Source organism: Nocardioides sp. 503 (genome assembly GCF_004522095.1).
Lineage (GTDB): Bacteria > Actinomycetota > Actinomycetes > Propionibacteriales > Nocardioidaceae > Nocardioides.
This window is the reverse complement of sequence record NZ_SPUI01000006.1, coordinates 72,463-98,683: the sequence shown is the minus strand read 5'-3', so window position 1 is coordinate 98,683 and position 26,221 is coordinate 72,463. Positions and strand designations below refer to the sequence as shown.

General features: G+C 73.0%; 19 protein-coding genes and 4 tRNA genes. 11 read left to right on the top strand and 12 right to left on the bottom strand.

All coding sequences use genetic code 11. The features are described from left to right. Positions 1-7 precede the first annotated feature (7 nt). The 9 genes from pgsA to E4622_RS17900 all read right to left on the bottom strand — a co-directional run bounded on the left by pgsA (position 8) and on the right by E4622_RS17900 (position 7,525). Positions 8-631 (bottom strand): phosphatidylinositol phosphate synthase, encoded by a 624-nt coding sequence (gene pgsA, locus E4622_RS17940; RefSeq protein ID WP_134741620.1) that lies wholly within the window; start codon positions 629-631, stop codon positions 8-10. Between the two features lie 57 nt (positions 632-688). Then, positions 689-1,651: a haloalkane dehalogenase gene (locus E4622_RS17935; protein WP_134741619.1), complete on the bottom strand. Its 963-nt coding sequence runs from the start codon at positions 1,649-1,651 to the stop codon at positions 689-691. Continuing rightward, a complete protein-coding gene (locus tag E4622_RS17930) occupies positions 1,648-2,190 on the bottom strand; it encodes an HIT domain-containing protein (RefSeq protein ID WP_245156100.1) in 543 nt (180 codons plus the stop codon). Before E4622_RS17930 ends, E4622_RS17935 begins: the two co-directional genes overlap by 4 nt. Before the next feature lie 41 nt (positions 2,191-2,231). Next, positions 2,232-3,191, bottom strand: a complete 960-nt coding sequence (locus tag E4622_RS17925) for a hypothetical protein (RefSeq protein WP_134741618.1) — start codon at positions 3,189-3,191, stop codon at positions 2,232-2,234. 18 nt (positions 3,192-3,209) lie between these two features. Then, a complete protein-coding gene (locus E4622_RS17920) occupies positions 3,210-3,674 on the bottom strand; it encodes a PPOX class F420-dependent oxidoreductase (RefSeq protein ID WP_134741617.1) in 465 nt (154 codons plus the stop codon). A gap of 125 nt (positions 3,675-3,799) precedes the next feature. Further along, positions 3,800-5,776, bottom strand: a complete 1,977-nt coding sequence (gene thrS / locus E4622_RS17915) for a threonine--tRNA ligase (RefSeq protein WP_245156111.1) — start codon at positions 5,774-5,776, stop codon at positions 3,800-3,802. A gap of 135 nt (positions 5,777-5,911) precedes the next feature. Further along, on the bottom strand, positions 5,912-6,604 hold the full coding sequence (locus E4622_RS17910) for a carboxypeptidase-like regulatory domain-containing protein (RefSeq protein WP_134741615.1): 693 nt from the start codon (positions 6,602-6,604) through the stop codon (positions 5,912-5,914). A gap of 136 nt (positions 6,605-6,740) precedes the next feature. Continuing rightward, positions 6,741-7,331, bottom strand: a complete 591-nt coding sequence (locus tag E4622_RS17905) for a hypothetical protein (protein WP_134741614.1) — start codon at positions 7,329-7,331, stop codon at positions 6,741-6,743. Between the two features lie 122 nt (positions 7,332-7,453). Beyond that, a tRNA-Val gene (locus E4622_RS17900) sits at positions 7,454-7,525 on the bottom strand. Positions 7,526-7,805: 280 nt separating this feature from the next. Between E4622_RS17900 and E4622_RS17895 the strand changes: the two genes are divergently transcribed. Next, entirely contained in the window at positions 7,806-8,240 is a 435-nt protein-coding gene (locus E4622_RS17895; RefSeq protein WP_134741613.1) for an SsgA family sporulation/cell division regulator, read from the top strand. On the opposite strand, the gene E4622_RS17890 is transcribed toward E4622_RS17895, so the two are convergent. Beyond that, entirely contained in the window at positions 8,226-9,047 is an 822-nt protein-coding gene (locus E4622_RS17890; protein WP_134741612.1) for an aminotransferase class IV, read from the bottom strand. The genes E4622_RS17895 and E4622_RS17890 overlap by 15 nt on opposite strands. 143 nt (positions 9,048-9,190) lie before the next feature. Here E4622_RS17890 and E4622_RS17885 point away from each other — a divergent pair. The 3 genes from E4622_RS17885 to E4622_RS17875 all read left to right on the top strand — a co-directional run bounded on the left by E4622_RS17885 (position 9,191) and on the right by E4622_RS17875 (position 9,452). Continuing rightward, a tRNA-Gly gene (locus E4622_RS17885) sits at positions 9,191-9,263 on the top strand. 31 nt (positions 9,264-9,294) lie between these two features. After that, a tRNA-Cys gene (locus E4622_RS17880) sits at positions 9,295-9,368 on the top strand. A 12-nt stretch (positions 9,369-9,380) separates the two neighbouring features. Next, positions 9,381-9,452 (top strand) — tRNA-Val (locus tag E4622_RS17875). A gap of 79 nt (positions 9,453-9,531) precedes the next feature. Here the strand turns inward: E4622_RS17875 and E4622_RS22900 are convergent. Continuing rightward, positions 9,532-10,803: a peptidoglycan-binding protein gene (locus tag E4622_RS22900; protein WP_167736150.1), complete on the bottom strand. Its 1,272-nt coding sequence runs from the start codon at positions 10,801-10,803 to the stop codon at positions 9,532-9,534. A 147-nt stretch (positions 10,804-10,950) separates the two neighbouring features. Here E4622_RS22900 and E4622_RS17865 point away from each other — a divergent pair, with 147 nt between their 5' ends. From E4622_RS17865 to E4622_RS17835, 7 genes are all read left to right on the top strand, one after another. Further along, the gene (locus E4622_RS17865; protein WP_134741735.1) at positions 10,951-11,820 is read left to right on the top strand and encodes a peptidoglycan-binding domain-containing protein; all 870 of its coding nucleotides are present in this window, start codon (positions 10,951-10,953) and stop codon (positions 11,818-11,820) included. 23 nt (positions 11,821-11,843) lie between these two features. After that, complete coding sequence (locus E4622_RS23370) at positions 11,844-12,644, top strand: peptidoglycan-binding protein (RefSeq protein ID WP_280633776.1); 801 nt, start codon at positions 11,844-11,846, stop codon at positions 12,642-12,644. Positions 12,645-12,705: 61 nt separating this feature from the next. Next, positions 12,706-15,573 (top strand): DUF6603 domain-containing protein, encoded by a 2,868-nt coding sequence (locus tag E4622_RS17855; protein WP_134741610.1) that lies wholly within the window; start codon positions 12,706-12,708, stop codon positions 15,571-15,573. A gap of 4 nt (positions 15,574-15,577) precedes the next feature. Beyond that, positions 15,578-18,415, top strand: coding sequence for a hypothetical protein (locus tag E4622_RS17850; protein WP_134741609.1), 2,838 nt, complete (start codon positions 15,578-15,580; stop codon positions 18,413-18,415). Next, positions 18,415-22,554, top strand: a complete 4,140-nt coding sequence (locus E4622_RS17845) for a hypothetical protein (RefSeq protein ID WP_134741608.1) — start codon at positions 18,415-18,417, stop codon at positions 22,552-22,554. Before E4622_RS17850 ends, E4622_RS17845 begins: the two co-directional genes overlap by 1 nt. Beyond that, complete coding sequence (locus tag E4622_RS17840) at positions 22,554-24,209, top strand: hypothetical protein (protein WP_134741607.1); 1,656 nt, start codon at positions 22,554-22,556, stop codon at positions 24,207-24,209. The genes E4622_RS17845 and E4622_RS17840 overlap by 1 nt, the downstream gene beginning before the upstream one ends. Positions 24,210-24,240: 31 nt before the next feature. Then, complete coding sequence (locus tag E4622_RS17835; RefSeq protein WP_134741606.1) at positions 24,241-25,800, top strand: hypothetical protein; 1,560 nt, start codon at positions 24,241-24,243, stop codon at positions 25,798-25,800. Positions 25,801-25,833: 33 nt separating this feature from the next. On the opposite strand, the gene E4622_RS17830 is transcribed toward E4622_RS17835, so the two are convergent. After that, positions 25,834-26,046, bottom strand: a complete 213-nt coding sequence (locus E4622_RS17830) for a hypothetical protein (RefSeq protein WP_134741605.1) — start codon at positions 26,044-26,046, stop codon at positions 25,834-25,836. Positions 26,047-26,221: the final 175 nt, after the last annotated feature.

Sequence of the window (26,221 nt, the reverse complement as noted above, 5' to 3'; positions counted from 1 at the left end):
AGTGCCGTCAGGCTCGGGCAGCGTCCTCGGCCAGGGCCTGGCGACGTACCTTCAGCACGCGGTAGACGACGGTGTAGGTGCTGGCGGCCGCCAGCGCCCAGAGCGTGACGTACATCAGGACCGGCAGGTCGAAGATCGCGCCGAGGCCGGTCATGACGAGGATCGACACCAGCCGGTCGGCGCGCTCGGCCAGGCCGCCGCGCGCGTCCCAGTCCAACGACTCGGCACGGGCCCGGGCGTAGGAGGTCACCGAGCCCATCACGAGGCAGTAGAGCGTGACGCAGAGGTAGAGGTAGTAGTCGCCCGGACCGGCGAAATAGAGCGCGAGGCCGCCGAAGATCGCGCCGTCGCCGATGCGGTCGAGCGTGGAGTCCCAGAACGCGCCGAACTTCGAGGTCTTGCCCGTCTTGCGCGCCATCTGGCCGTCGACCAGGTCGCTGAAGACGAACGCCGTGATGAACAGGACGCCGATGAGCAGCTCGCCCTGCGGGAAGAAGATCAGCGCGCCCGCGGCCACCCCCAGCGTGCCCACCAGCGTGACGGTGTCGGGACTGATCCCGAGCTTGATGAAGAGGTTGACGAACGGCGCCAGCATGACGTTCTGCCAGAACGACTTGAACCTCTCGAGCATGTGCGGAGGCTAGCGGTTGGCTGGCCTCGGCTCCCAACCGCGGAGCGACCGCGCAGGTCAGGTCGTCGCGATCACGTCGGCGACGACCTGACCCAGGCGCTCGCCGGCGTCCTCCTGCAGGAAGTGGCCGGCGCCCTCGATGGTGACGTGGTCACGCCCACGGGCACCCGGCACCCGCTCCTGGAAGACCGCGTCCCAGCCGCGGGTCGCGGGGTCGCCGTCGGAGTAGCAGGTGACGAACGGCCGCTCGAAGTCCTCCAGCGCCCGCATCGTGCGCCGCCCGATCCGGGCTCCGACGTCGTTGCGGGTCAGCGGCAGCAGCGCGATCATCTGGCGCAGCCCGGCGGTGTAGCGCGGCTCCGGGAACGGCGCGTCGTACGCCGCCAGCGTCGCGGGCGACAACGCGGTCGTCGTGGCCGCGCCGAGGAAGTCGCTCGGGCGCAGCACCGGCGCCCGCTGGGTGTGGAGGAGGTAGTCGACCAGCCCCTCCTCGAGCACCACCCGCGACTCCCCCGTGCCGTGGACCGCCCAGGTGAGCCGGTCGGCGAGGGCCGGGTCGGCCGTGTGCAGGATCGTGTTGGCGGCGACGACGCGGGCGAAGCGATCCGGCTCCGCTGCCAGCACGCTGAGGCCGATCGGCCCGCCCCAGTCCTGCGCCACCAGCGTGACGTCACGCAGGTCGAGGCCGGTGACCAAGCCCCGCATCCAGGCGATGTGGCGCGCGAACGTGTAGTCGGTCGCCACCGCCGGCTTGTCGGAGCGCCCGAAGCCGATGTTGTCGGGCGCGATCACCCGGATCCCGCGCTCGACGAGGACCGGCAGCACCGTGCGGTAGAGGTAGGACCACGTCGGCTGGCCGTGCAGCAGCAGCGCGACCGGGCCGTCCGCCGGTCCCTCGTCGAGGTAGTGCATCCGCACCGCGTCGAGGCCATCGGCCGTCACGTCGACGTAGTGCGGCGCGAACGGGTAGCCCGCGAGGTCGGCGAAGTGCTCGTCCGGGGTCCGCAGGACCTCGGTCACGCGCGGTCCCACGCCTGCGCGAGCAGCGCTCGGGTGTCGGTGAGCAGCTCGGGCAGGGTCTTCGTGCGGCCGATGATCGGCATGAAGTTCTGGTCGCCGACCCACCGCGGGACGACGTGCTGGTGCAGGTGGGCGGCGATCCCGGCGCCCGCGACGGCGCCTTGGTTCATGCCGACGTTGAAGCCGCCCGCGCCCGAGACCGAGCGGAGCACCCGCATGGCCTGCCGCGTCAGGTCGGCGATCTCGGCCGCCTCCTCGTCGGTGACGTCGGTGTAGTCCGCGACGTGCCGGTAGGGCACCACCATGAGGTGGCCCGGCGCGTAGGGGTAGAGGTTGAGCACGGCGTAGGCGAGCGCCCCGCGACGTACGACGAGCCCGTCGACGTCGCTCAGGTGCGGGATCCGGCAGAACGGGCACTCCCCGGAGCTCGCGTCTGCCGGCTTGTTCTCGCCGCGGATGTAGGCCATCCGGTGCGGCGTCCAGAGCCGGTCGAGGTCGTCGGCGTCGCCGATGCCGTCCTGCACGATCTCCTCGTCCACGGGTGAAGGGTAGCCGCGCCGCGAGCCGTCGAGCGGGGGGCTCAGAACTGGTGGAACCACGCGCCCAGGTCGAGGTGGGCGTCGCCGCAGGTGACGTTCTGGTCGCGGTCGGCCTCCACCCACTGCCCCATCACGCTCTCGCCGCCCTGGATCACCCAGTCGTCGCCGCAGCGCGACTCCGCCTCGGCTCGCGAGGTCTGCCCCGCCGCGCGCCACTCCGGCACGCCCAGCTCGAGCCCGCCGACCACCCGGTCCCACAGCGACGGCGTGGAGTAGATGCCGATGCCGTAGCCGGCGTCGACGTAGCCGCGCACCACGCCCTCGACGACCGCCGCGTTGGCGACGAGGTCGCCGCTCCACTCGAAGTCGGGCACCGGCTCCACGTCGACCCACACGAACGGCGTCTCCAGCCCGGCCCGCCTCACCGACGCGACGTTGAACGCGGCCTGCTGGTATCCGACGTTGCGCAGCGCGCCCAGCCGCGTCCCGCCGTCGTAGGGGCCGTCGTCGGAGTGGCGCGCCATCGCGTCCGGCTCCGGGAAGCTCGCCACGGCGTAGGCCGACACCATCAGGCGCCGCTGCCGCGCCCAGGCGACCTGGTCGCGCAGGCACGGGTTGGGGTGGAAGCCGGGGCCGTTGGTGAGCCCGATGACCACGAAGCGCGCCTGCGGCAGCGGCATCGGCTTGCCCAGCGTGCGCTTCTCCGGGATCCCGAGCCCGGTCGGGCACTGCGGCCAGCTCACGTCGCCGCCCAGCACCGGACCGCCGTACGGCGCGATGGTGCCGGCCGGCGCCTCGGTCGCGGCCTGCTCGGCGAGCTCGGCCAGCTCGTCGCGCTCGCTTTCGACCGCGGGCGGAGCGCTGGCGGTCTCGGGCGCCGCGGCGCTCGGCGACGGCGAGGCGCTCGGCCGAGGGTCACTCGGCGGGGGCCCGCTCGCGTCGGGCGTGCCGCCGCACCCGGCCACCAGCGCCAGGACGAGCAGGGGCAGCAGTCGGCGCACGGTCGGTGGGTCAGCCGGTCAGTCGGCCAGGCGCGGCGGGAAGCCGCCGGTGGCGATCGGGGACCAGCGGGTCGGCGTGATGCGGAGCAGGGACTTGCCCTGGTCGCGCATCGCCTGCCGGTACTCGTCCCAGTCGGGATGCTCGCCCGCGATGCTGCGGTAGTAGTCGACCAGCGGCTCCACCGAGTCCGGCGGGTCGATGACCTCGCAGGTGCCCTCGAGCTGCACCCACGCGTCGTTGAAGCGGTCCGACAGCACCAGCACGGTCGCCTCGCCCTGCCGCCGCGCGTTGGCCGTCTTGGCCCGCTCGGGGTAGGTCGAGATGACGATCCGCCCCTCGTCGTCCACCCCGCCGGTGACGGGCGACGACTGGGGGTGCCCGTCGCGCCGCGAGGTGATCAGCACCATCTGGTGCCGCGGCCTCACGAACGACAGCAACCCCTCGAGGTCGACGGTGGTGGTGGTAGCGACAGTCCGAGCCATAGGCACCACCCCACCACACCGCCGTGCGTGGCGTCGTCCCGAGCCCCGCTGCAACGCGGAGTCAACCGCTCTGCGGCCCCCCTGCAGAGGAGCCGAAGAGCGGACAGAGGGGCACTGGAGCCGACTCAGACCTGCTCGCGGGTCGCCACCGCGGCGCTGACCCGCTCGATGGCCTCCTCGATCGGGACGCCGTTGTCCTGGCGGCCGTCGCGGTAGCGGAACGAGACGGCACCGGCGGCGATGTCGTCGTCGCCGGCGATGACCATGAACGGCACCTTCTGCAGCTGGGCGTTGCGGATCTTCTTCTGCATCCGGTCGTCGGAGTCGTCGACCTCCACCCGCAGCCCGGCCGACTTCATGCGCCGCGCGACGTCGTAGAGGTAGTCGGCGTGGCGCTCCGCGATCGGGATGCCCTGCACCTGCACCGGGGCGAGCCACGGCGGGAAGGCGCCGGCGTAGTGCTCGACGAGCACCCCGAAGAAGCGCTCCAGCGAGCCGAACTTGGCCGAGTGGATCATCACCGGCTGCTGGCGCGAGCCGTCGGAGGCGGTGAAGTGCAGGTCGAAGCCCTTGGGCTGGTTGAAGTCGTACTGGATCGTCGACATCTGCCAGGTGCGCCCGATCGCGTCGCGGCACTGCACGGAGATCTTGGGGCCGTAGAACGCCGCGCCGCCCGGGTCCGGCACGAGCTCCAGACCGCTGTCGCGCGCCGCCTGCTCGAGCACCGAGGTGGCGGTCTCCCAGTCCTCGTCCGAGCCCACGAACTTGTCGGGCTTGGAGTCGTCGCGCGTCGACATCTCGAGGTAGAAGTCGTCGAGTCCGAAGTCCTTGAGCAGCCCCAGCACGAAGTCCAGCAGGTGCTTGATCTCCGCCGGCGCCTGCTCGGGGGTGACGTAGGAGTGCGAGTCGTCCTGGGTCAGTCCGCGCACGCGGGTCAGGCCGTGGATGACACCGGACTTCTCGTAGCGGTAGACCGAGCCGAACTCGAAGAGCCGCAGCGGCAGCTCGCGGTAGGACCGCCCGCGCGACCTGAAGATCAGGTTGTGCATCGGGCAGTTCATGGCCTTGAGGTAGTAGTCCGCGCCCTCGAACTCGATGGGCGGGAACATCGTGTCCTTGTAGTACGGCAGGTGCCCCGAGAGGTGGAAGAGCCCCTCCTTGGAGATGTGAGGGGTGCCGACGTAGTCGAAGCCCTCCTCGATGTGGCGCTGGCGGACGTAGTCCTCCATGACCCGCTTGATCACGCCGCCCTTGGGGTGGAAGACCGCGAGGCCGGAGCCGATCTCGTCGGGGAAGCTGAAGAGGTCCAGGTCGCGCCCGAGCTTGCGGTGGTCGCGGCGCTCGGCCTCCTCGATGCGGTGCAGGTGCGCCTCGAGCTCCTCCTTGCTGGGCCAGGCGGTGCCGTAGACGCGCTGGAGCATCTTGTTCTTCTCGTCGCCGCGCCAGTACGCCGCCGCCGACCGCATCAGCTTGAACGCCGGGATCCGCTTGGTGGTCGGCAGGTGCGGGCCGCGGCACAGGTCGCTCCAGGCGACGTCGCCGTTGCGCTTGATGTTGTCGTAGATCGTGAGCTCGCCGGCGCCGACCTCGACGCTCGCGCCCTCGGCCGCGTCGTCGGACCTGCCCGAGCCCTTCAGGCCGATGAGCTCGATCTTGTAGGGCTCGTCCTTCAGCTCGTCGATCGCATCCGCGTCGGAGGTGACGCGACGGGAGAAGCGCTGCCCCTCCTTGATGATCTTGCGCATCCGGGTCTCGATCTTGTCGAGGTCCTCGGGCACGAACGGCTTCTCGACGTCGAAGTCGTAGTAGAAGCCGTTCTCGATCGGCGGGCCGATGCCGAGCCTGGCGTCCGGGAAGAGCTCCTGCACGGCCTGGGCCATGACGTGCGCGGTCGAGTGGCGCAGGATGTCGAGCCCGTCCTGGCTGTCGATCGCGACGCCGGCGACCTCGTCGCCGTCCTGAAGCTCGTAGGACAGGTCCTTGAGCTGGCCGTGCTCGTGGTCGCCGATCCGGGCGGCGATGACCTCGGTGTCCTCCGCGAAGAGCTCCCACGCCTTGGTGCCCGTCGTGGTGGTCCGCTCCTCACGCTCACCGGCGTGGATGCGGACGACCTTGATCTCGGACACGTGGGGCTCCTGACTGGCATGCGGTGGCGACCCGGGTCCGGGCCGACACTCGATGCTATCGAGGACCCGCCGTGCGGCGCGCCCGAGTATCGCCCCGCTCGGCTGAGCCGCTCAGGACCTGTCGAGCCGGACCTTCCCGATACGACCGATCGGGGACGCGCAGGCATCGCCCCACTCGGGCACGACGCCGGCGTTGCAGGCGCGGTAGCCGACCTCGTAGCCCTTCGGCTCGCCGTTGACCCGGAGGTAGCAGTCGTCCTCGCACTCGAGGCGGTTGATGCGGAAGCGGCCCTGCTTGTCGGTGGTGTCGGCGCCCTCGACCTGGCCCAGGTCGTTGGCGCTGCGGGCGGTCACGCGGACGCCGCGGACCGGACGCCGGCTGCGGCTGTCGACGATCCGGCCCTGGATGAACGCCGGGTTGGCCAGGACCTTGCCGACGGCGGCGTGCGGCCCGTAGGTCATGGCGTCCGCCGCCGTGGCCTGCACGTAGCCGTCGCCCACGAAGCCGCCCTGGTAGGTCCCGGGCACGACCTGCACGAAGTACTCGTCGTCGGCACCCGGCCCGGCATCCAGCTCGAACTTGCCCTTGCCGTCGGTCGTGTCGGTGTCCACCACGGCCCCGGGGTCTCCGCCCTTGACCTTGCGCAGCCGGACCGTCGCCCCCACCACCGGTGGGTGTGAACCGGTCGAGTCGACCAGACGGCCGGTCAGGGGGTCTGCGGCCACCGCTGCCGGAGGACCCGCCACGACCGCGCCCAGGAGCGCGAGCGAGGCGACGACAAGGAGCGAGATCGGACGACGCATGCCTCAGGCTAGGACGGGGCGAGCCGAAATGGGACCGGAACGCCCAACGTCGGCCCACGGTGGTTGAGGTGCGAGCGCAGCGAGCCTCGAAACCACCCCATGAACGTGCCCCGTGGGTGGAGGGAGGCGCGCAGCCTCACCCGACGCGCGGCACCTCGACGGTGTCGGGGTGCTGCTGGACTCCCCAGTCCTCGATCGCCTCGCCGGCCTCGACCACCTGACGAGTGGTGCGGAAGGCGAGCCGGTGGTCGCGGGCGATGGCTTCGAGCGTCGACACCGAGACCGGACGAGCCTGCGCGCGAGGGTCGCCGGTGACCGTGGGTCCGGAGTAGATCGCGTAGACCAGCCGGTCGTCCGCGGCCAGCTCGACCATGACCCGGCCGGGGTCCTCGTCGGTCACGGTCTCGTCCCAGGCGACGGTCAGGGTGCCTTCGGGCACGGAGCGCGAGAAGCACCCCTCGAACGACGCGTCGTCCGCGCAGTCGATGTCGAGCTCGGGGTCGGCCTCGAAGACGCGCACCTCCAGCACCTCGTCGTACTCCTGCCCCTCACGTCGGTACTCGAGGTAGGCCCCGTGGCCGGGCTCCCCCGGCACGGACTCTCCCCGCACCATGTCGGTGACGCCGGGCACGTGGTCGAGCGCCACCGCTGCCGTCGCCCGGTCGGTCAACGCAGCCCCGGCGGAGTCGTTGCGATCACTGCTGTCGCAGGCACTCACCGACGCCACCAGGGCACGGTCACCGCGACGGCGACGCCACGGCTCGATCCGGTCATGGTCGCACTGTGCCATCCCGGTGCTCGTGGCGACCGTCGAACCGGTCGCGAGGAGCCGACGATGCGGTGTGAGGGTGGGCGATACTGGGTTCGAACCAGTGACCTCTTCGGTGTGAACGAAGCGCGCTACCACTGCGCCAATCGCCCCTCTACTGCGGTCGCAGACTCTAGCCCATCCCTCCGGACCTCTCACACTCGCGGCCCCGTCCACCCCCTCCACCGGTGGTCGAGCAGCGAGGACCGCCAGCGACGAGCGCCCGTCGAGACCCAGCGAGCCGGCCGGCACCGCAGGGACGAACGAGCCTGCGCGAGAGCCTCCGCAGAAATATCTCCGCCGAGGACGCAACCGAACCGCTCTCCATCGCGTCAGACCTTCTCGAGACCACCATCTCGTCCTCAGACACCAGGACCTCGGACAAGGATCGTCATGTCGCAGCCCGTCACCCCCGCCGTGAGCCAGGACATCACCCTGCGGTGCCTCGACGACCGCGGCGTCGACGTCGTGTTCGTCGCGTCCTTCGGCTACCGCTCCGAGGACCCGTACGCCGTGTGGCTGACCTTCCACATCCCCGGCGGCGACGTCAGCTGGGCGGTGGCCCGCTCGCTGGTCGTCCAGGGGCTCACGGAGCCGTCCGGCGACGGGGACATCCGCCTGCGGCCCGCCATCGACGACGAGGGCCGTGCGGTCGTGGTCTTCGACTTCCACTCCCCCAGCGGCCGGCTGCTCACGCAGGCCCGCACGTCCGAGCTGCACACGTTCCTCGCGCAGACGCGTGCCGCCGTCCCGTTCGGCGAGGAGGCCGGGCTGATGGACCTCGACGGCCTCGTCGCCGACCTCCTGACCGGCTCAGAAGCCGAGTAGCTCCGGCTCACGCGCGCGCCAGGTCGCCAGCGCGTCCTGGGTGACCGGCCCGGGCGCCACGAGGTCCATGCCGTCCCAGCGCTCGACCCCTTGCACGTCGCGCGTGGTCGACGCCAGGAACACCTCGCTCGCCGAGGTCACGACCTCCAGCGGCTCGTCGACCTCCCGACCGCCGTACCACTCGAGCAGCAGCCCCCGCGTCACTCCCGCCAGGCAGCCGCTGGCCAGCGTCGGCGTCCGCAGCTCGCCGTCGACGACGTAGAAGACGTTGGAGCCCGTGCCCTCGCACAGGTGGCCCTGGAGGTTGGCCAGGACGGCCTCGGTCGCGCCTCGGCGCTTCGCCTCCGCGAGCGCGATGACGTTCTCGGCGTACGACGTGGTCTTGAGGCCCGCCGTCGCCCCGCGCTCGTTCCGCGGCCAGGGCACCGTCGCCACCGTCGTCGTCGTCGCGGCCGCGTCCAGGGGCGCGGCGACCACGATCACGGTCGGCGCGTGGTCGCCGCGCCCCGAGCCGAGCGGCGCCGGGCCCCCGGTCACCGTGATCCGGATCCGTCCCAGCGGCAGGTCCTGGCCCTCGACCGTGGCCCGCACCCCCCGCCGTACGGCGTCCAGGTCCACCTCCGGCAGCCCCAGCCCGCTCGCGGAGCGCTGCAGGCGCTCCAGGTGGCGCTCCAGGGCGAACGGCAGCCCGTCCACGACCTTGATCGCCTCGAAGACCCCGTCCCCCACCGTCACCCCGTGGTCGACCACCGAGACGGCCGGTCCGGTCGGGTCGTCCAGCAGGTCTCCGTCGATCCATGCGCGCATCACGCCACCCTAGGAGGCGCAACCACGGGGCGCTGGGACCGACCCGGCGACACTCGGCGTGGCCGGTTTGGGACCGCCGCGACCCATCGGGTACGGTTCTCACGCACATCAGGTCCGGCCCTCGGGTGGGAGCAGATGAGCGTGCGGACATAGCTCAGTTGGTAGAGCGCAACCTTGCCAAGGTTGAGGTCGCGAGTTCGAGTCTCGTTGTCCGCTCGGAGTAGGTCGTTGGAGGCCTGGCCGTCACGGTGGGTTGGCCGAGAGGCGAGGCAACGGACTGCAAATCCGTGTACACGGGTTCAAATCCCGTACCCACCTCCACAACTTCACAGAGGGCGATTGGCGCAGTGGTAGCGCGCTTCCCTGACACGGAAGAGGTCACTGGTTCAAACCCAGTATCGCCCACGTCGACAACCCGCAGCCGGAGGCTCATCGCCCCGCTGCGGGTTCTGTCATCCTCGGGCGGCTCTCCGTCACGGCGGGCTCAGTCGAAGCGGTCGGTCTCGACCGCGAGCTGGTCCAGGATGGTCTGGAAGAAGCGGGCGACGAAGTCCGAGCTGTGCCGCCACTGCCGCGGGTCCGGGACGCTGAGGAGCGAGCCGAACGAGCCCGCGGCGAACAGGTCGTTGAACCGGTCCACCCGCGTGGTCCAGGTGCTGACCGCGGCGATGAGGTCGTCCGCGAGCGGGTCGCTCGTGCCGAACACGGTGTTCGCGAACGCCCGCCACCTCTGCCGGAAGAGCGCCGGCTGCTCCCCGTCGACGTAGTAGCGCACGAGGGTGGTGGACATCGAGCTCCCGGCCAGCATGGAGGTGACGAGGTTGAAGCCGTCGACGTCGCCGACGAGGTCGGCCTCCGGCGCGGACATCAGGTAGTACCCGTCCAGGTCGGGCTGGCCGTCGGGCAGCCGCGGGAGCACCCGGGGAGCATCGGGAACGCCGTCCTGCTCCGCCCACACCGCACCGATGCCGATGTCCGCGACCCACGACGCCGGATCGATCGCCGGCACCGGGAAATCGGAGTACGGCGTGTCCGCACGCGGGTGGAGGAGCGCGTCGACCGTCAGCAGCAGGTGACCGAGGTCGACCCGGGTCGCAGTGGCGTCGTAGAAGTAGGGGCTCGGGTTGTCCAACGGTCGCCCCGGCACGGGGTTCTCCGGGGCCCGCATGCTCAGCCGTCCGAAGAAGACCGGGTCCATGCCCGCGGGTGTGAGCAGTCGGCGTGAGCCGTCGGGCAGCAGCCGAGGGGCGTCGGGCAGGAGCCGGTCGAAGGCGATCTCGCGAAACGTCAGCCCGTCCGGGTCGGTGCCCGGGTAGTAGAGCTGCCGCACCCGCGTGAGGAACTCCTCGGGACTGTCCCCCGGGTTGGCGCCCTCTGCTGCCTGGAACGCCTCCACGAAGTCGTCGAGCGTCATCTCCCCCGGTCCCAGGACGGGCGTGGGGAAGGGCACCTCGTCGACGAAGATCGCGTCGAGGGTGGTCATGGTCTTGACCCCGACGACGCCGTCGTTGGGCAGGAGCTGCTGTTGCGTCTTGAACTCGCTGACTGCGGTCGCGGTCTCCGGGCCGTACTGGCTGTCGGCTCCGTGCTGGGGCAGCGCGAAGCCCTGGTCGAGCAGCGCCCGCTGGATCTTCAGGACATGACGTCCGGTCTCGAAGGGGCCTGTCTGGCTGACCACCTTGAGCTGCTGGGTGCCGTCGAGACAGGCCTGCAGCACCGGGTCGTAGCGGAAGCGGAACGCCTTCAGGTTCGGCATAGCCCTCGACACTAGGACGCGGGACCCGGCTCGGACGTGTGGTCTAGAGCAGTGGCGCCGAAGATCGCCGGCCCGGAGATTTTGCTTGACGGGGACCACGCAGCGGCAGACCCTGCCTGAGGGGCTCATTTCGGGATAGGAACACCGATGCACCCTCAGATCCGTGACTACTGGATCACCTTCTCCGCGCCCCTCGAGGGCGTCGTCGACTTCATGTACCTCGACGCCCGCGGCTGGGTCAGCACCGGGATCGGCAACAAGATCGACGAGACGGCGCAGGAGATGTCGCCGCCCTCGGACGCCGAGCGCTCGACCTCGCTGCGCCTCGCCAACGAGGTCACCTGGACCGCCGGCGACCACGACGCCGGCGAGGACGAGGTGGCGGCCGCCTGGGACGCCGTCAAGGCCCGGCTCGACCTCGCGGCCTCGGGGCATCGCGCGTTCGAGAGCCTGACGAACCTCCGGCTCGCCTCGACGGAGATCGAGCGACTGGTGCTCGGCAAGCTCGACCAGATGGAGCAGTTCCTGGTCGGTCGGCCGGAGTTCACGAACTTCGCCGCCTGGCCCGCCAACGCGCAGCTCGCGACGCTCAGCATGTGCTGGGCCCTCGGCCCGGCGTTCCGGTTCCCGAACTTCCAGCAGCATGTCGCGGTGGAGAGCTGGGTCGGGGCGGCCGAGGAGTGCTCCTTCGGGCCACGGGTCGGCACCATCGTCATCCGCAACGCCCTCGACCGCGACCACTTCCTTCTGGCCGACCGCGTGGCGAGCGAGGGACTGCCGATCGAGTCGATCGCCTTGGACGTCTCGACGGTCTTCGGCATCCAGGGCGCCCTGATCGCGCTGGGCTTCCGTCCGGGCGCCCAGGACGGAGCCGACGGACCCTCCACCCAGGGCGGCGTGCGGAGCTTCGAGGAGGCCAACGGCCTGTCCCCCACCGGGTCCAGCACCGACCTCACCATGCTCGCCACCTTGGGCGCGAGGCTCGACGAGGCCGGCTTCACGGTGCTCGGGATCTGACGCAACCAGAAGGAGACGCGGAGATGACAGCGTTCGACATCGAGCTCCAGAGCCCTCTCGGGCCCGAGTTCACGGGGGGTCTCGGCGGGCCCGGCCAGGGCGGGCACAACTCACCGGACTGGTTCATCCAGTTCGGCATGGACCTCGCCGCACCAGGCGGCTCCGAGGTGCGGGCGTCCTTCGACGGGCACGTGTCGGTCTATCACCCGCACGACCCCGGCACCGACAGCGGCAAGGTCTTCGGCGCCCAGATCTTCGCGCGGGACCCGAGTGACCGGATGGGGTGCTTCTACACCCACCTGACCGACGTGCCGGCGGTGCTGGCGGTCGGCAGCTCGTTCAGCCGGGGCGACGTCATCGGGCGCGTCTTCGAGTTCGGCGGCATCCCCGGCCACGTACACATGGCCGTCACCGAGATCCTCGGCGATGCCGCCAACGGGGAGCGGGTGGGCGTCGACCTGTACCAGCTCTTCCTCTCGATGGGACAGTCCCAGCAGAGCTCCGTCGTCACGTTCTTCCAGGAGCCCGGACGGCCACCGCAAGCGTCCGGAGGAGGGGGTACGCCGCCCGCTCCGCCGACACCACCCTCGTCGTCGTCGATCGACCTGCGCAGCACGCGCGGCGTCCAGCAGGCCCTGGCCGCCCTGGGCTTCGATCCCGGAGCCATCGACGGCGCCGACGGGCCCAGGACCCGCGCGGCCGTGGCCGCGTTCCAGTCGGCAAACGGGCTGGCTGCCGACGGCATCGTCGGACCGCAGACCCGCGCGGCGCTCGGAGGGGCCCTCGCCGGCATGGGGTTCGACGTGGTCGGGGCCGAGGGGTGAGGTCCGGCCGGACGCGCAGACCCGCAGTGCTCCACGCGGACCTCGGCTGAGGGCGGGCGGCATGGGCGACAGTCTCGGACGCCAGCTGTTCGACCTCCTTCGGACCACGGTCATCGACGCCCTGGACGAGGCCGTCTCGTCGGCCGCCGCGGACCTGACGCGGCTCACCGTCGACCCGGACTTCGACGTCTCTCCCTTCGCCGGTCGTGTCCTCACGGCACCCGCCCTCGACCACCCGGTGCTGTCCGCGCTGTCCGGGATCTCCGCCGCGGAGCCGCCCGCACGGGTCGGCCTGCACGGCTGGAGGTCGACCACCACCGACGACGCACCGCGCGGCATCGCCCTCGTCGTCACCTCCGGCACGGGCGCCGTCGCCGTGGTCGCGTTCGTCCCGGCCGAGGGGCGCCAGCTGTCGGTGCTGGGATCCGGACTGGGTGGCGGCCAGCTCCCGCCCCTGACCTCGGGCTCCGGCGTCACGCTGCGCGTGGGTGGCGTCACCCCCGACGAGGTCCAGCTCGCGCTGCCGCTCGACGGACCACCGGCGGCGCAGCGCCTCGCGGCAGGCACCCGGCTCGAGGTCGCGCTCACCCGTCCGGCCGGTGCCGCGCTCGGGCCGGAGGGCGGACCCTTCGTCCAGCTCGGATCCCTGGCGCTCACCGCGGCGCTCGCCTCCACCGACGGCGCGACCATCACCCGCGAGCTGCGGGCGACGCTCTCGGGCGGAGAGGTCGTGCTGGTGCCGGGCTTCCTGAAGGGCCTGGTGCCGGTCGACCTGACCTTCCCCGTCGACCTCGACCTCGAGCTGACCGCAGCGGACGGGATCGCGCTGCACGGGAGTCCCTCCCTCAGCACGCGGCTGAGCGGCAGCGACGGTCGAGCCCTGCAGCTGGCGGCCGGCGTGGCCGGCACGGAGACGCCCCGGCTCGACCTGTCCTTCGCCACGTCGCTGCGCGCGTCGTTGCCCGGGGTGCCGATCGAGGTCGACCTCGACGGGCTCGGGGTGCGGCTGCCGCTCCAGCTGAGGCTCGGCACGCCCGTGCTTCCCGACCCTCGGGACGTCCTTCCGGAGGTGCCCGACGGCGTCTCGGTCACCCTCGATCTGCCGGCGGTCTCCGGTTCGGGCACCCTCGCCAAGGTGGGCGACGACCTCGTCGGCGCACTGGCCGTGCGGATACCACCCATGTCTGCCAGCGCCTTCGGCGTCCTCGCACCCGCCCGCGCCGGCGCACCCCTCTCGTTCCTCGTCATCCTCGGGGCGACGTTCCCCCCTCCCGGCGTCCAGGTGGGGTTCGGCTTCGCCATCACCGGTGTGGGCGGCGTCATCGGCGTCAACCGTCGGGTCGACCGCGACGCCTTGGTCAGCGCCGTCACCGACGGCAGCGCTGCGCAGCTGCTCTTCCCCGCCGACCCCACCGGCGCCGGAGCGTCGACGCTCGGGTCGCTTCCGGCGATCTTCCCCGCCGCACGGGGCTCGGTCGTGGTCGGACCGATGTTCCAGATCGGATGGGGTGGACGGCTCGTGTCGCTGTCCGTCGCGGTGCTCCTCGAGTCCTCGCGCCAGGTCCGCCTCACGATCCTCGGCAAGCTCGTCGTCGCCCTCCCGGACCCGGCGGCACCCCTCGTGCTCCTCCAGGCGACCTTCGCGGGACTCATCGAGCCCGCCGAGCCCAGCGTGACGTTCGTCGCCAGCCTGACCGGCTCGCACCTCGTCGGCTGCCCGCTGACCGGCGACCTGCTGCTGCTCGTGCGCGGGGGCTCGGAACCCGTCTTCATCCTCAGCGCCGGCGGCTTCCACCCCGCCTTCCCGGTCCCGCGCGGGGTCCCGCCGCTGCAGCGGATGGGCATGGACCTGTGCCCGGTGCCGTGGCTGGGGATGCGGTGCGAGAACTACTTCGCGCTGACGTCCAACACGCTCCAGCTCGGAGCTCGGCTCGAGATCGCGGCCGAGGTGGCTGAGTGCGGTCTCCGGGGGTTCCTCGCCTTCGACGCCCTGGCGCAGTTCGAGCCGTTCCGGTTCCTCGCGGACATGTCGGGTGCCATCTCCCTGCGCGTCTTCGGCGAGACCCTGATGGGGATCTCCCTCGCCCTGCACCTGGAGGGACCCGCGCCGTACCTCGCGCGCGGTCGCGGATCCATCGACCTGTTCTTCTTCGAGGTCTCCTTCGACTTCGAGATCGGCTGGGGGTCCCCCGCGCCCGCGCTGACCGAGCCGGACGTGGGTCGCGACCTCCGCGCCGCCCTCGGACGGCCCGAGGCGTGGCGCTCTCGAGGGACCTCCCCGCCGGGGCTGACCCTGACGGCCGCGGCCCTCCACGCGCTCGAGAAGGCCACGGTCCTCGACCCCTACGGCGCCGTCTCGGTCCGTCAGGAGGTGCTTCCCCTCGGCATCGAGATCGTCCGGTACGCCGGGGCGCCGTGCCCCCCTCAACGCTGGGACCTCGTCGCGGGCGAGCTCGGGCCCGGCGAGCCGGCCCACCAGGTGCAGGAGATCCGCACCGAGTTCGCGCCCGCCCTGTTCGTGCCCACGGCCACCGACGACGCCGCCCTGGGCGGGGAGCCGTTCCTCTCGCTCCGGTCGGGGATGGAGCTGTCCCCGGCGCCGGCGGCCGGGGCCGAGCAGCGTCCCGCCGACCTCCAGTGGGAGGAACGGGTGATCAGCCACGACCTACCGAGTCCCCTGACCTGGAGCCTCGGGTTGCTGACCGAGGTGGCCATGGCCGAGAGGGTCCTCACCGCCACCTCGTTCACCGACCCCGACTGGTGGCCGTCCGGTCAGGAGGTCGTCGTCGATCCGCTGCCTCTTGCGGGGGTCGCCTCCAGCTGGTCGATGACGCCCGGTGACGCGACGGCGGGCAGCCTCTTCGAGGTCGCTCAGACGGTCCTCGCCGGGGACGACGTCCAGATGGCCGTCGAGACCTGGGAGCTCTGACGGCGTGGGAGACCTGAGCTTCGCGTCGTACCTGCAGGGCCCGCTCGGCGAGGCCATCAGCGCCGCGGAGACCTTCGGCGACCTGCCACCGCCGACGTTCTCCCCGGGCGTCACCCTGCTCGGACCCGGCCAGGAGACCGACATCGTCCGCGGCCCCGACCAGCGGCTCCTCGGCCCCGGCGACGTCGCCGGGCTGCCCGCGGGCGCGGTCACGCGCTCCGAGCCGCCCCCGGGGGCCTGCGACGTCGAGCCCAACTACCTCGCCTCGGTCGAGGTGACGCCGGCCGAGCTGCCGTGGCTCCTGACCCCGGCGCGGCCGACAGCCGGTCGGCTCCGCCCGTGGCTGGTGCTCGTCGTGCTCGAGGCCGGGTCGGCCCCGCTCGTCGAGGGCGCCCCTCTCCCGGCCGTCGAGGCCCCCATCGACCAGCTCCCCGACCTGCGGGACTCGTGGGCCTGGGCCCACGTCCAACGCACCCTCGGGGACCGGCAGCTGCCGGCCGGCGCGTCCGCACCGGCCGCGGCCGTGGCTCGGCTGCTGTGCCCGCGCCACCTGGACGCCGGCGTCTCCTACCGCGCGTGCCTGGTCCCTGCGTTCGCGTCCGGGCGGGACGTCGGGCTCGGCATGACACACCCCGAGGGAGGAGTGCACGAGCCGGCCTGGCAGGTCACCGCCGCCGGCTCCGTGCGACTGCCCGTCTACCACCACTGGACCTTCACCACCGGCCCGCTGGGCGACTTCGAGGACCTCGTCGGCCGGCTCGGCCCGGCCGACCCGGCGATGCTGCGGGTCTCCTCGACGCGGCCCGTGGACGTGCGCCAGCCCTGGCCGGGAGACGGGCCCGTGGCCGACGACGCCCAGATGGTCGGCGTCGAAGGCGCGCTGCGACCCTTCAGCGACCCGCCCGCGCCCGAGTCGGCGGCGACGGCGGGGGTGCTCGCCGACCTAGACGCGCGGCTGGCCCGGCACCTGGATGCGCCCGCCCAGCGGGTCGAGGGCGTCACCGAGGGCGAGCCCGCCACGCTCTCGCCGCCGTTGTACGGCGCTCGCCACGTGCTGCAGCAGCGGGTGGGCGACGGGCCGCCGTGGGTGGCCCAGCTCAACCTGGGCGTGGCCCGGCGGATCGCGGCCGGGCTGGGTGCGTCCTACGTCCGGGACCACCAGGAGGACCTGATGCAGAGGGCCTGGCAGCAGGTCGGGGCGATCCGCGAGGCCAACCGCCTGCGCAGCGTGGTCGAGCTGACCACCGAGGTCGCGCAGCGGATCCACGAGCGCCACGTCTCCCCGCTGACCCCGGGAGAGACCCTCGCCTTCACGGCGCCTGCGCAGGCCCGGACCCGCACGAGCGACACCACCACGCTGTCGCTGGAGATGCGCGTCAGCCGGCTGTCCGACGGCGTCGTGAGCGCGGCGTTCCGCCGGCGGGTGCGACCGGCCGGCAAGCTCGCCCGCCGCAGCGGCGTCTCCGTGTCCGGGGTCATCCCCCGCGGCCTGGTCGGCGAGGTGGCTCCGCCGATGGGTGCGCACCTCGTGCCCACGACCCCCATGCTCGACCCGGCCGCCGTCGCCAGCGTCGTCGCCGGCGCCGCGGCCGACCAGCTCATGATGATCACGGCGATGGCGACCGTGGCCTCGCTCGCCGATCCCCCGGGCGCGGCCGACCTCGACGCCCGGATCCACGAGCTCGGCGGCCTGTCGGCCGAGGTGACGACGCTGGCCGCGGCCGGCCGCGCGGTCGCGTTGAGCGAGATGATCGCTCCGGAGCTCACCACCGTCACCGAGATGACGGGCGCGGTGCTGTCCACCATGGTGGAGACGGGCGGGTTCGGGACGATCAGCTCCCAGGGGGTGGCGATCCCCGGGGACCAGGTCGCGGACCGCGTCACCGAGGCGCTCCGCCCTGGCGACAGCCACTGGCGCCGGCTCGGGGCGCGCACCACCCTCCCGGACGCGATGTCCGCCGCGCAGGACGAGCCGGTCATGACGTGCCCCTCCTTCCCGGTCCCGGCCGGGCTCGCGCTGCTCGAGTCCGACCCCGAGTGGTTCCTCCCCGGGTTGGGCGCCCTGCCGGGCAACAAGGTGGCGCTGCTGCGCCAGAACTCCGCCTTCATCGAGTCCTACCTCGTGGGCCTCAACCACGAGCTGATGCGGGAGCTGCTGTGGCGGGAGTACCCCACCGACCAGCGCGGCACTCCGTTCACGCGCTTCTGGCCCCGGCCCGACGGGTCCCCGGACATCGAACCGATCGCGACGTGGACCGACGACCGGGCCCTGGGTGACCGGCTGCTGCTCGACGAGTCGCTGGCGGTGCTGCTCGTCCGCGGAGACGTCGTGCGTCGCTACCCCAGCATGATCGTCACCGCCGTCCCGTCCGATCCGCCGGACGACCGGGGACGGTTCCGGCCCAGTGCGACGCAACCGGTCCGCCTGCCGCTCTTCGTCATCAGCGTCGACGCGCAGACCAACGCCTACGCGTTCGACGTGCCGGAGGCCGAGCTCCTGGCGCCCGCGTCGACGCAGGCACCGGGCTGGTTCTTCGTGTTCGCCGAGAACAGCTTCCGCGTGCGCTTCGGCTTCGACGTGGCCACGGACCCACCCGCCGTCCTGGACAGCTGGAACCAGGCCGTGTGGCCACCGGGCGACGGCGGTGGGACGGGACCGTTCGTGCCGGTGGTGCGGGGGCACGCGGTCGGCGGAGTGCCCTTCGGCCCCCCGGCACCCCCGTCTGCGGACGGGGCGTCCTGGGACCGTGACGCCGCCGACATCGCCCGGATCTCGCTCCAGCGCCCGTTCCGGGTGGCGATGCAGGCAGACGTCCTGCTCGGCGCCCCGGGGACCGCCTGATGAGCGAGCTCGCCGACGCCCGCCTGGCCGTGTCGGTCGCCCGCGCCGCCCTCGAGTCCGCGTTGCGGGCGCTGCGCACCGCCGAGATGGCGACGGCCGTGTGGCGCGAGCCCGACGGCAGCCTGCGCGTCATCGACCCGGACGTGCCGGGCAACCGGGAGGCCTTCGACCGACTCGAGGCCGCCAAGGCCGCCTTGGCGGCAGGGACCGAGGCGGTCTCGGACGCCCAGGCGGCGTACGACGCGGCGGGCGCGACGTACGTCGGGCTGGCCGCCCAGGCGCCCCTGTTCCCCAGCGCGAACGGCGACCCGGTCCTGCTGCTCCCCGTCCGGGTCGAGGCCGTCTTCGGCGCCGAGGACGACGGCAGCCCCGTGCTGCGCATCCGGGTCTACCCCGATGACGTCCACGTGGACAGCCACGAAGAGGGGCTCACCGAGCGCGAGCGGGCCGCGGGGGTCGCCTACTGGCGCGCGGTAGGAGCCGCGGCCGACGACCCGACACGCCGCGGTGCCGCGTGGCAGGCCTTGGTCGGCGCGACCGGCGGCGAGCGCGCGTCGTGGGTGAGGACGGTGTCGACCCCGACCGGCGCCGACCCCACCGACCCGTCGTTCCCCGAGGTCGCGGACCGCAGCGACGCCTGGACCCGGGCCGCCACCACGGTGCTGCTGCCCGACCGGTTCGAGTTCTCCGCCTACCGCGACGGCGCCCTGACGTGGCGGCACTCCGGCGGCGAGATCCCCGACCGCCTGGCCCTCGGCATCGCGCCGTCGCCCGGTGCTGCCGGCGACGACGGCCTGCTCGACCCCGCGAGCCGGTGGCTGGTCGACTTCGCCGAGGCCGTCGAGGTCGGAATGGCGGTGTCGGTGCCGTTGGCAGCGGCCGACGACCACTTCGACCTGCTCACGGTCGTCGGCGTCAGCGACCAGGACGCGGCCACCGGCGCCGCCCGGGTCGAGGCCGCCCTGGCCGCCCACGCCCACACCAGCGGAGTCGCCCTGCTCCCGGTGCGGACCCCCACGAACAACACCCCGTCCACCCGGAGCGCCTGGCGCTCGCGGGGAGCGCCGCTCGACCCCGACACCGCCGACCGGCGCCGAGCCGCCTTCGACCCGACCGGCGAGCAGGACTCCGCGCGGCTCGCGCGCGCCCTCGGCATCGACGGGAGCGGCACCCTCGCCGGCGCCGCGGACCCCGCCGAGTCCGACGCGGAGCTGCTCCGCGCGCTGCACCGGCTCCAGGCCGACACCTTCGCCTGGTCACGTGTCTGGGCGCCGGCCGACGAGATCGACCGCACGACCGGACCGACCGCGGCGCCGTGGTACGAGGCGGCCTCGACCCACTTCGCCGACCACGTCCGTGGTCGCGGTCCCCTGCCGTTGGTGCGGATCGGGCGCCAGCCGTACGGCGTCCTGCCGGTCAGCAGCTCGGACCTGTGGGTCGCGGACTCGCCCACGGACGCGATCCCGCCCCACGTCTCGTCGTTCGAGTCGGCCTTCGTCGCGCAGGTCGACCGCGCTCTCCAGGTCGGGGAGGGCGCGGACCAGGATGCCGTGCTGCTCGACCTCCTCAGCCGCGAGGGGAGCCCTCGGCGGATCGCGGGCTGGCCCCACTTCGTCTCCAAGACCGACCCCCGCACGGCGGCGGTGGGCTCGGTCCCGGTGTCCGTGGCCCTTCCGTGGCAGGAGCCCGTCGAGCGCGCGGACCCCGGCGGCCCTCCTCGCGAGCCGGAGTGGATCGAGGCCTTCCCGGACACGATGCCGGCCGAGCTGCGGGCCTTCCTCGACGCCCGCCCGCTGGCCCAGCTGCTCGTCCTCTTCGACGAGGCGCTCAGCCGCATGCGAGCCACGCACCAGCCGCCGGTGCCCGACGAGCTCACGGCCCTGTACGAGCCCATCGCCGCGACGATGTGGCAGCTGCGGCAGCCGCCGACCCAGAGCGTGTTCTACACGCACGCGGCCGGCGTCCACAACGCGCTGTACCACCGGCTGGCCTCCGGGCCCGCGCTCCCGGACGCCGTCGACCGGGCGGTCGCCGCCGCGGAGCCCCTCCGCAGGCTCTTCGTCGGCTACGTGGACCTCGAGGACGAGGCCGTGGCCGACCTCGTCCGGCTCGAACGGCTGTTCCGCGAGACCCTCGAGCCGCTCTCGCACCGCGTCGACGCGTGGGTCACCTCGCTCGCGTCCCGTCGTCTGACCGGGCTCCGCGAGACGGCCCCGCGGGGGGTCCGCACCGGTGCCTACGGCTGGCTCACCGACGTGGAGCCGTTCGATCCCCGTCCCAGCCGCGAGGGCTACGTCGTCACGCCGTCGCTCCACCACGCCACCACCGCCGCCGTCCTGCGCTCCGGCTGGCAGGCGCACTCCGACCGGGGCGCGTTCGCCGTGGACATCCAGTCGACCCGTGCCCGGCGCGCGACGGCGATGGTCGAGGGCATCCGCGCCGGCCAGACGGTGGGCGCCCTGCTCGGCTACCAGCTCGAGCGCGCCCTGCACGACGCCCGACTCGACCAGTACGTCGCAGGCTTCCGGCGCGCCTACCCCCTCGCCCCGCTCGTGGCGCCCGACGCACCGGACGGGTCGGAGGCGAGGATCGCGATCGGGGCGCGCAACGTCGTCGACGGCCAGGCCCTGCGCCGGGACCGCCCCCGGCTGGCGCAGGATCCCGCCGCGCTGGCGGCCGCGGCCGCCGCGGACGTGGCGGGCAACGCCGCCGTCCTCCTGCGCGCGATCGCCGAGCTGGACGAGACGTTCGACGCGGTCGGCGACCTCCTGCTCGCCGAGAGCGTCCACCAGCTCGTCGGCGGCAGCCCCCTGCGAGCAGGGCTGGCGGCCGACGCCGCGGGCCGCGGGCACGAGCTGCCGGCGGAGTACGACGTGCTGAGCACGCCCCGCAGCGGGGTCGCCCTCACCCACCACGTCGGTGTCCTGCTCCCCGACGCCCTCGCTCCCGGATGGTCCGACGACCGCCCGCTCGTCAAACTGGAGCCCGGCGTCGAGGCCTGGCTGCGTGCGCGGCTCGGGCCTGCTGAGCAGTGGGGTGTCCCGACGGGCGAGCAGACGAGCCCCTGCGCCCTCGACCTGCTGGTGGCGCCGCCCGCGACCCTGAAGGCGGAGCTCCTCGCGCAGGGTCCCGCCGACCCTGCGAGGCTCGACGAGCTCGCGCTCCTGCTCGACCGCCTCCGCGCGACCCTGGCCTCGGCCACTCCCCTGAGCGTGGTGCACCTCCGGCCGGGGGCGGCGAGCGCGGCGGGCGGCTACGACCTGTCCGAGCTGGACAGCAGGGTGCGGCCCTGGCTCGCCGAGCTCCGCGCCGCAGCGCACGACCTGTCGTCCGAGGACGCCACCACCACGACCGCCGCGGTGGAGAGGCTCGCCACCCTCGGGGTGACCACCGGACCCCGGGACGCCACCGACGCGGTGGACCGGACCCGGGCCGTGCTGGCCGCGGTGCCCCTCGACGAGCCGCCACCGGTCCCCGATCCCACCACCGATGCCGCGGACTCGTGGCTCGCGGCGATCCAGGACCGGGCCTCGCGGTTGCTGCACCCCGCCGTCCGACTGACGCCGAGACTCACGGCCGAGCTACCGGCCGGACCCGAACCCGCTCCCGCCCCCGACGCGGTGCTCGACTGGCTGCGCGACATGGCCTCGGTCCGGCCGGCGGTGGAGACCTGGCAGGACGCGCTCGTGGCCGGCGAGCTCCTCGCTGCGAGCCCTTCTCCCACCTTCCACGTGGTCCAGCCGGCCGCGGAGGACGGCACGCGGTCTCCCTGGTTCGCCGACTCCGCCCCGGCCGGGGACCCCTCGTCGAAGCTCGCGCTGGTCCTCCAGTCCGATGGGGTGAGCACGACCGACCGGGGTCTGGTGGTCGACTCCTGGACCGAGGTCGCACCACGGCCTCCCGGCGAGCACGGTCCGGAGGAGACCGTCGGGGTGGCGTTCGACTACGACCGGCCGGGCGCGCGCGCTCCTCAGTCGCTGCTGATCGCCGTGCCTCCGGACCCCGCGCGGGGCTGGTGCGTCGAGGACCTCCACGGGTGTGTGGAGGAGACGCTGCGGCTCGCCCGGGTCCGCACGCTGGACCTGGTGGACCTGCCTGAGCTCGGGACCGTGCTGCCGATCCCCTACGAGGGCGTGTGATGGGCCGCTACGAGATGTCGTCCCGCGGTCCGGGCATCGAGGAGGGGTTGGCCTCGCGCCTGCACGACCCGCTGTGGTTGCTCGGGCGCCAGTGGCAGTTCGGGGAGTTCCGGCACGAGAACCAGCCGTCGCCGGCGTGGGTCGAGGTCGACGTCGACGCCCACCCGCTGGACGAGTGGCGGCCCGCCGCACGCGAGGAGTGGCTGGGACTCGACCTGGGAGCGGCACCGCTGGAGCGCATGGTGGAGGAGCACGAGGCAGGCGTCCCGCCCCGGCTGCGCTTCGACGGCGGCGTCCGCTGGCGGCGAGCACTGGCCAGCGCGGGCAGGGCCGACGACCTGGCGGCGTACGTCGGACGCTGTGGCTTCCCCGACCACGCCCTCGCGAGCGCCGCCGACGCAGCGTTGCGGACGCGGGTCCCCGACGGGTCGCGACTCGCGGACAGCCTGGCGGCCTTGACGACCGAGGACCAGCGCGAGGCGGAGCTGACCGCGCTGCGCGAGCACGGCGAGGTCACCGCCACCCCCACCGAGCTCGAGCAGCTCGCCACCGACTGGCTGACCTGGTGGTCGCGACGGGCCAGTCCGCTCGTGGCGCCGGACGACGCGTGGGACGAGCACCGCTTCGAGCACCGCTTCGCCGTACGCGCCAGCACGCTTCCGGAGGTGGAGCTCCACGCCGACGAGTACGTCGGCGGTCGCCTCGACTGGTCCTCCTTCGATGCGGTCGGTGTCGCCGACGGCGCCGCCACCCAGGCGCCGATCACGGTCCGCGAGTCCGCCCTGCCGTCGCCGGCACGCTTCGGAGGCATGCCGGCCCCACGCCTGTGGGAGATGGAGGACGCGCGCTTCGACCCGGGAGCGGTCGACGCGGCGCCCATCGACCTGGGACGGCTGATGCTCAGCGGGTACGCGACGGTCTACGGCAACGACTGGTTCGTCGTCCCCCTGCGACTCCCCGTGGGGACGCTGTCCCGGGTCACGCGGTTCGTCGTCCGTGACGTCTTCGGCGGTACGACGGAGCTGTCGGCCGTCGCGGCCGACCAGGACGGGTGGAACCTCTTCTCCCTCACGCAGGCGGACGCTCCTCTGGAGCCGGACCAGGAGCGCCCCACCAGCCCGTGGTTCCTGCTCGCCCCCGCAGTCCCCCACTCGCTCGAGAGCCGGCCCACCGACGTGGTGATGCTGCTGCGCGACGAGATGGCCAACGTCGCGTGGGCGGTGGAGGGGGTGATCGAGGACGACCACGGCAAGCCACTGGACCGGTTCGCCGCGTGGGCGGCACGCGAGACCCAAGCCATCCCCGAGATCACGCGACCGACGTACCGTGTCGACTCCGAGGTCCCTGACCACTGGTTCCCGCTGCTCCCCGAGCAGCTGGCCGACCTGGAGTCGGTCCGACTGCGCCTGGCGCCCATCACGCGCCTCGTCGACGGCGTGCCCGCGAGCCCCGAGCCGCGGGGCGGCTTGCTGCCCTCGGTCGGCTCCTGGCTCCACGAGGAGGAGGTCCCGCGCTCCGGTGTCCAGGTGGTGCGGACCTGGCAGCACGCTCGCTGGCAGGGCGGCAGCCGGCACCTGTGGCGAGGTCGCCACAAGCTCACCGGCCACGGCGAGGGCGACAGCGGGCTGCGCTTCGACGAGGTGGAGTGGCCGTGAGTCGCGCAGAGGGACACGAGGAGGCGCAGTGATGGACGCGGACCGCGGGTGGCGACGGTGCCGGGTGTGCGCGGGCCTGGTCGACATCGACCGGGCCGGGTCGTGCGTGACCGGCTCCATGCACGAGTTCTCCACCAGCTGGGAGTACAAGGCGGCGTGGGGCACGGTCGAGCCGGGCGCGCAGCCGGGCTGGGGCGCCTGCCAGAAGTGCGCGAGCCTCGCCTACAAGGGCGCTCCCGGGGTGTGCACGGACGGCGCGGCGCACGAGTATGCCGAGTACGACGCGGAGTACAACGTCGCCATGGGCGCGCTGCCCGAGACGCAGCCCGGCTGGCACTGGTGCCCCCAGTGCATGCGGCTGTGGCTGGGTGACGGGCAGTGCTCCGCAGGCGGGGCCCACGACGCCACCGGCAGTGCGGACTACCACGTCCCGGTCGTCGTGGCGGCGATGCAGGACTGGTGGCAGTGGTGCCAGCAGTGCCAGGGCCTGGTGTCGTTCGCCCAGACCGGGGTCTGCGTCGCCGGCGGCGGACACACGCCCAACGAGACGTACCGGATCGCCTTCGGCGCCGCGCCGACCGGGGCGCAGCCGGGGTGGCGGCTCTGCAGCAGGTGTCACGGCTTCGTGGCGGGCGGCGGCGCCGGCGTCTGCGTCGCGGGCGGTGAGCACGAGTTCGCAGGGAGCCTCGACTACGCCGTGCCGATGGAGGTCGAGCCGGTGGACGCGCAGCCGGGCTGGCGGTGGTGCAGCAAGTGCCAGCTCATGAGCTACTCCGGCCTCGAGGTCGGGGACTGCGCTGCCGGCGGCACGCACGACCAGAGTGCGAGCGCGAGGTACAGCGTCTTCCCCCAGTCCTTGGGCGACGGCCAGCCTGGCTGGCGCCTCTGCGGCCGGTGTCGCTGCCTGGTCCTCGGGTCCGTCTCCGACGGGACCTGCCGGGACGGAGCCGCTCACGACCTGACGGGCAGCCTTGCCTACCTCGTCCCGGACACCGGATCGGCGCCGGAGGGAGGCGACGCCGGCTGGCACTGGTGCTCTCGCTGCCAGGCCCTGGCTCGAGGCGGTCCCAGCTTCGACGGCGTGTGCTTCGACGATGCACCGCACGACTTCACGGCGAGCGCCGCCTACGGGCTGTACGTCGACCCTCCGCCATCCCACGGCGAACCGGGCTGGCAGCGGTGCGACGTCTGTCGGCAGCTCGTCCTGCCGGCAGCGGACGGATCGGCGGGGGTCTGCGTCGCCATGGCGCCGCACACGTTCACCGACAGTCCGGTCTACGTGATGTCGCTCTACACGCCGACCGCGCCGCCTGCCTCCAGCGTCCCCGCACTGACGCTGACCGAGTCGGCCGCGTCGGTGGTCGTCGACGGCGCCGGCTTCGGACCCGGCGCGCAGGTGACGCTGCAGTTCCTCGTCGGCGCCACCACGACGCAGGTGTCGGTCACCACCGACGAGGCCGGTCGGTTCCACCACGAGCAGACCCCGGCCCAGGCGGCGCCCGCGGGCGGCGGACTGGTCCTGGCCCGGGAGTCGGCCGAGAAGGTGGCGAGCGGGCGCCTGCGCGAGTTCGTGCCGGCGACGCCGTCCTAGGGAGCGGCTGCGTCGTACGACGACGCCGTGGTCCTAGCGGCTCCGGACGAGGCGGCGCACCAGCAGAGCGACCACAGGCACGGCGACGAGGAGCCACAGCACCCCTGACCCCTCGACGGACTGCCGCCACGTCAGCCGGTCCCGAGCCACGAACGCACCCGCGCTGCGGGGCAGGCGACCGAGGGTGTCGCCGATCGAGCGGCGGTGGCCGACAGGGTCGGTCGTGACGGTGGGTTCGTCGGACATCGGGACTCCGTCGGTGGGGGTGGTGGCGTAGGTTCGACCCCAACTTACAACGTAAGCCGAAATCGGTCGGAGGTCCTCGTGCCGACCCCGTCAACAGGAGGACCCGTGCCCGGAAGAAGCGCACTGCATGCCCCCGCCCCGCGTGGTGGAACTGCACCAGTTCGCGTGCCCGGTG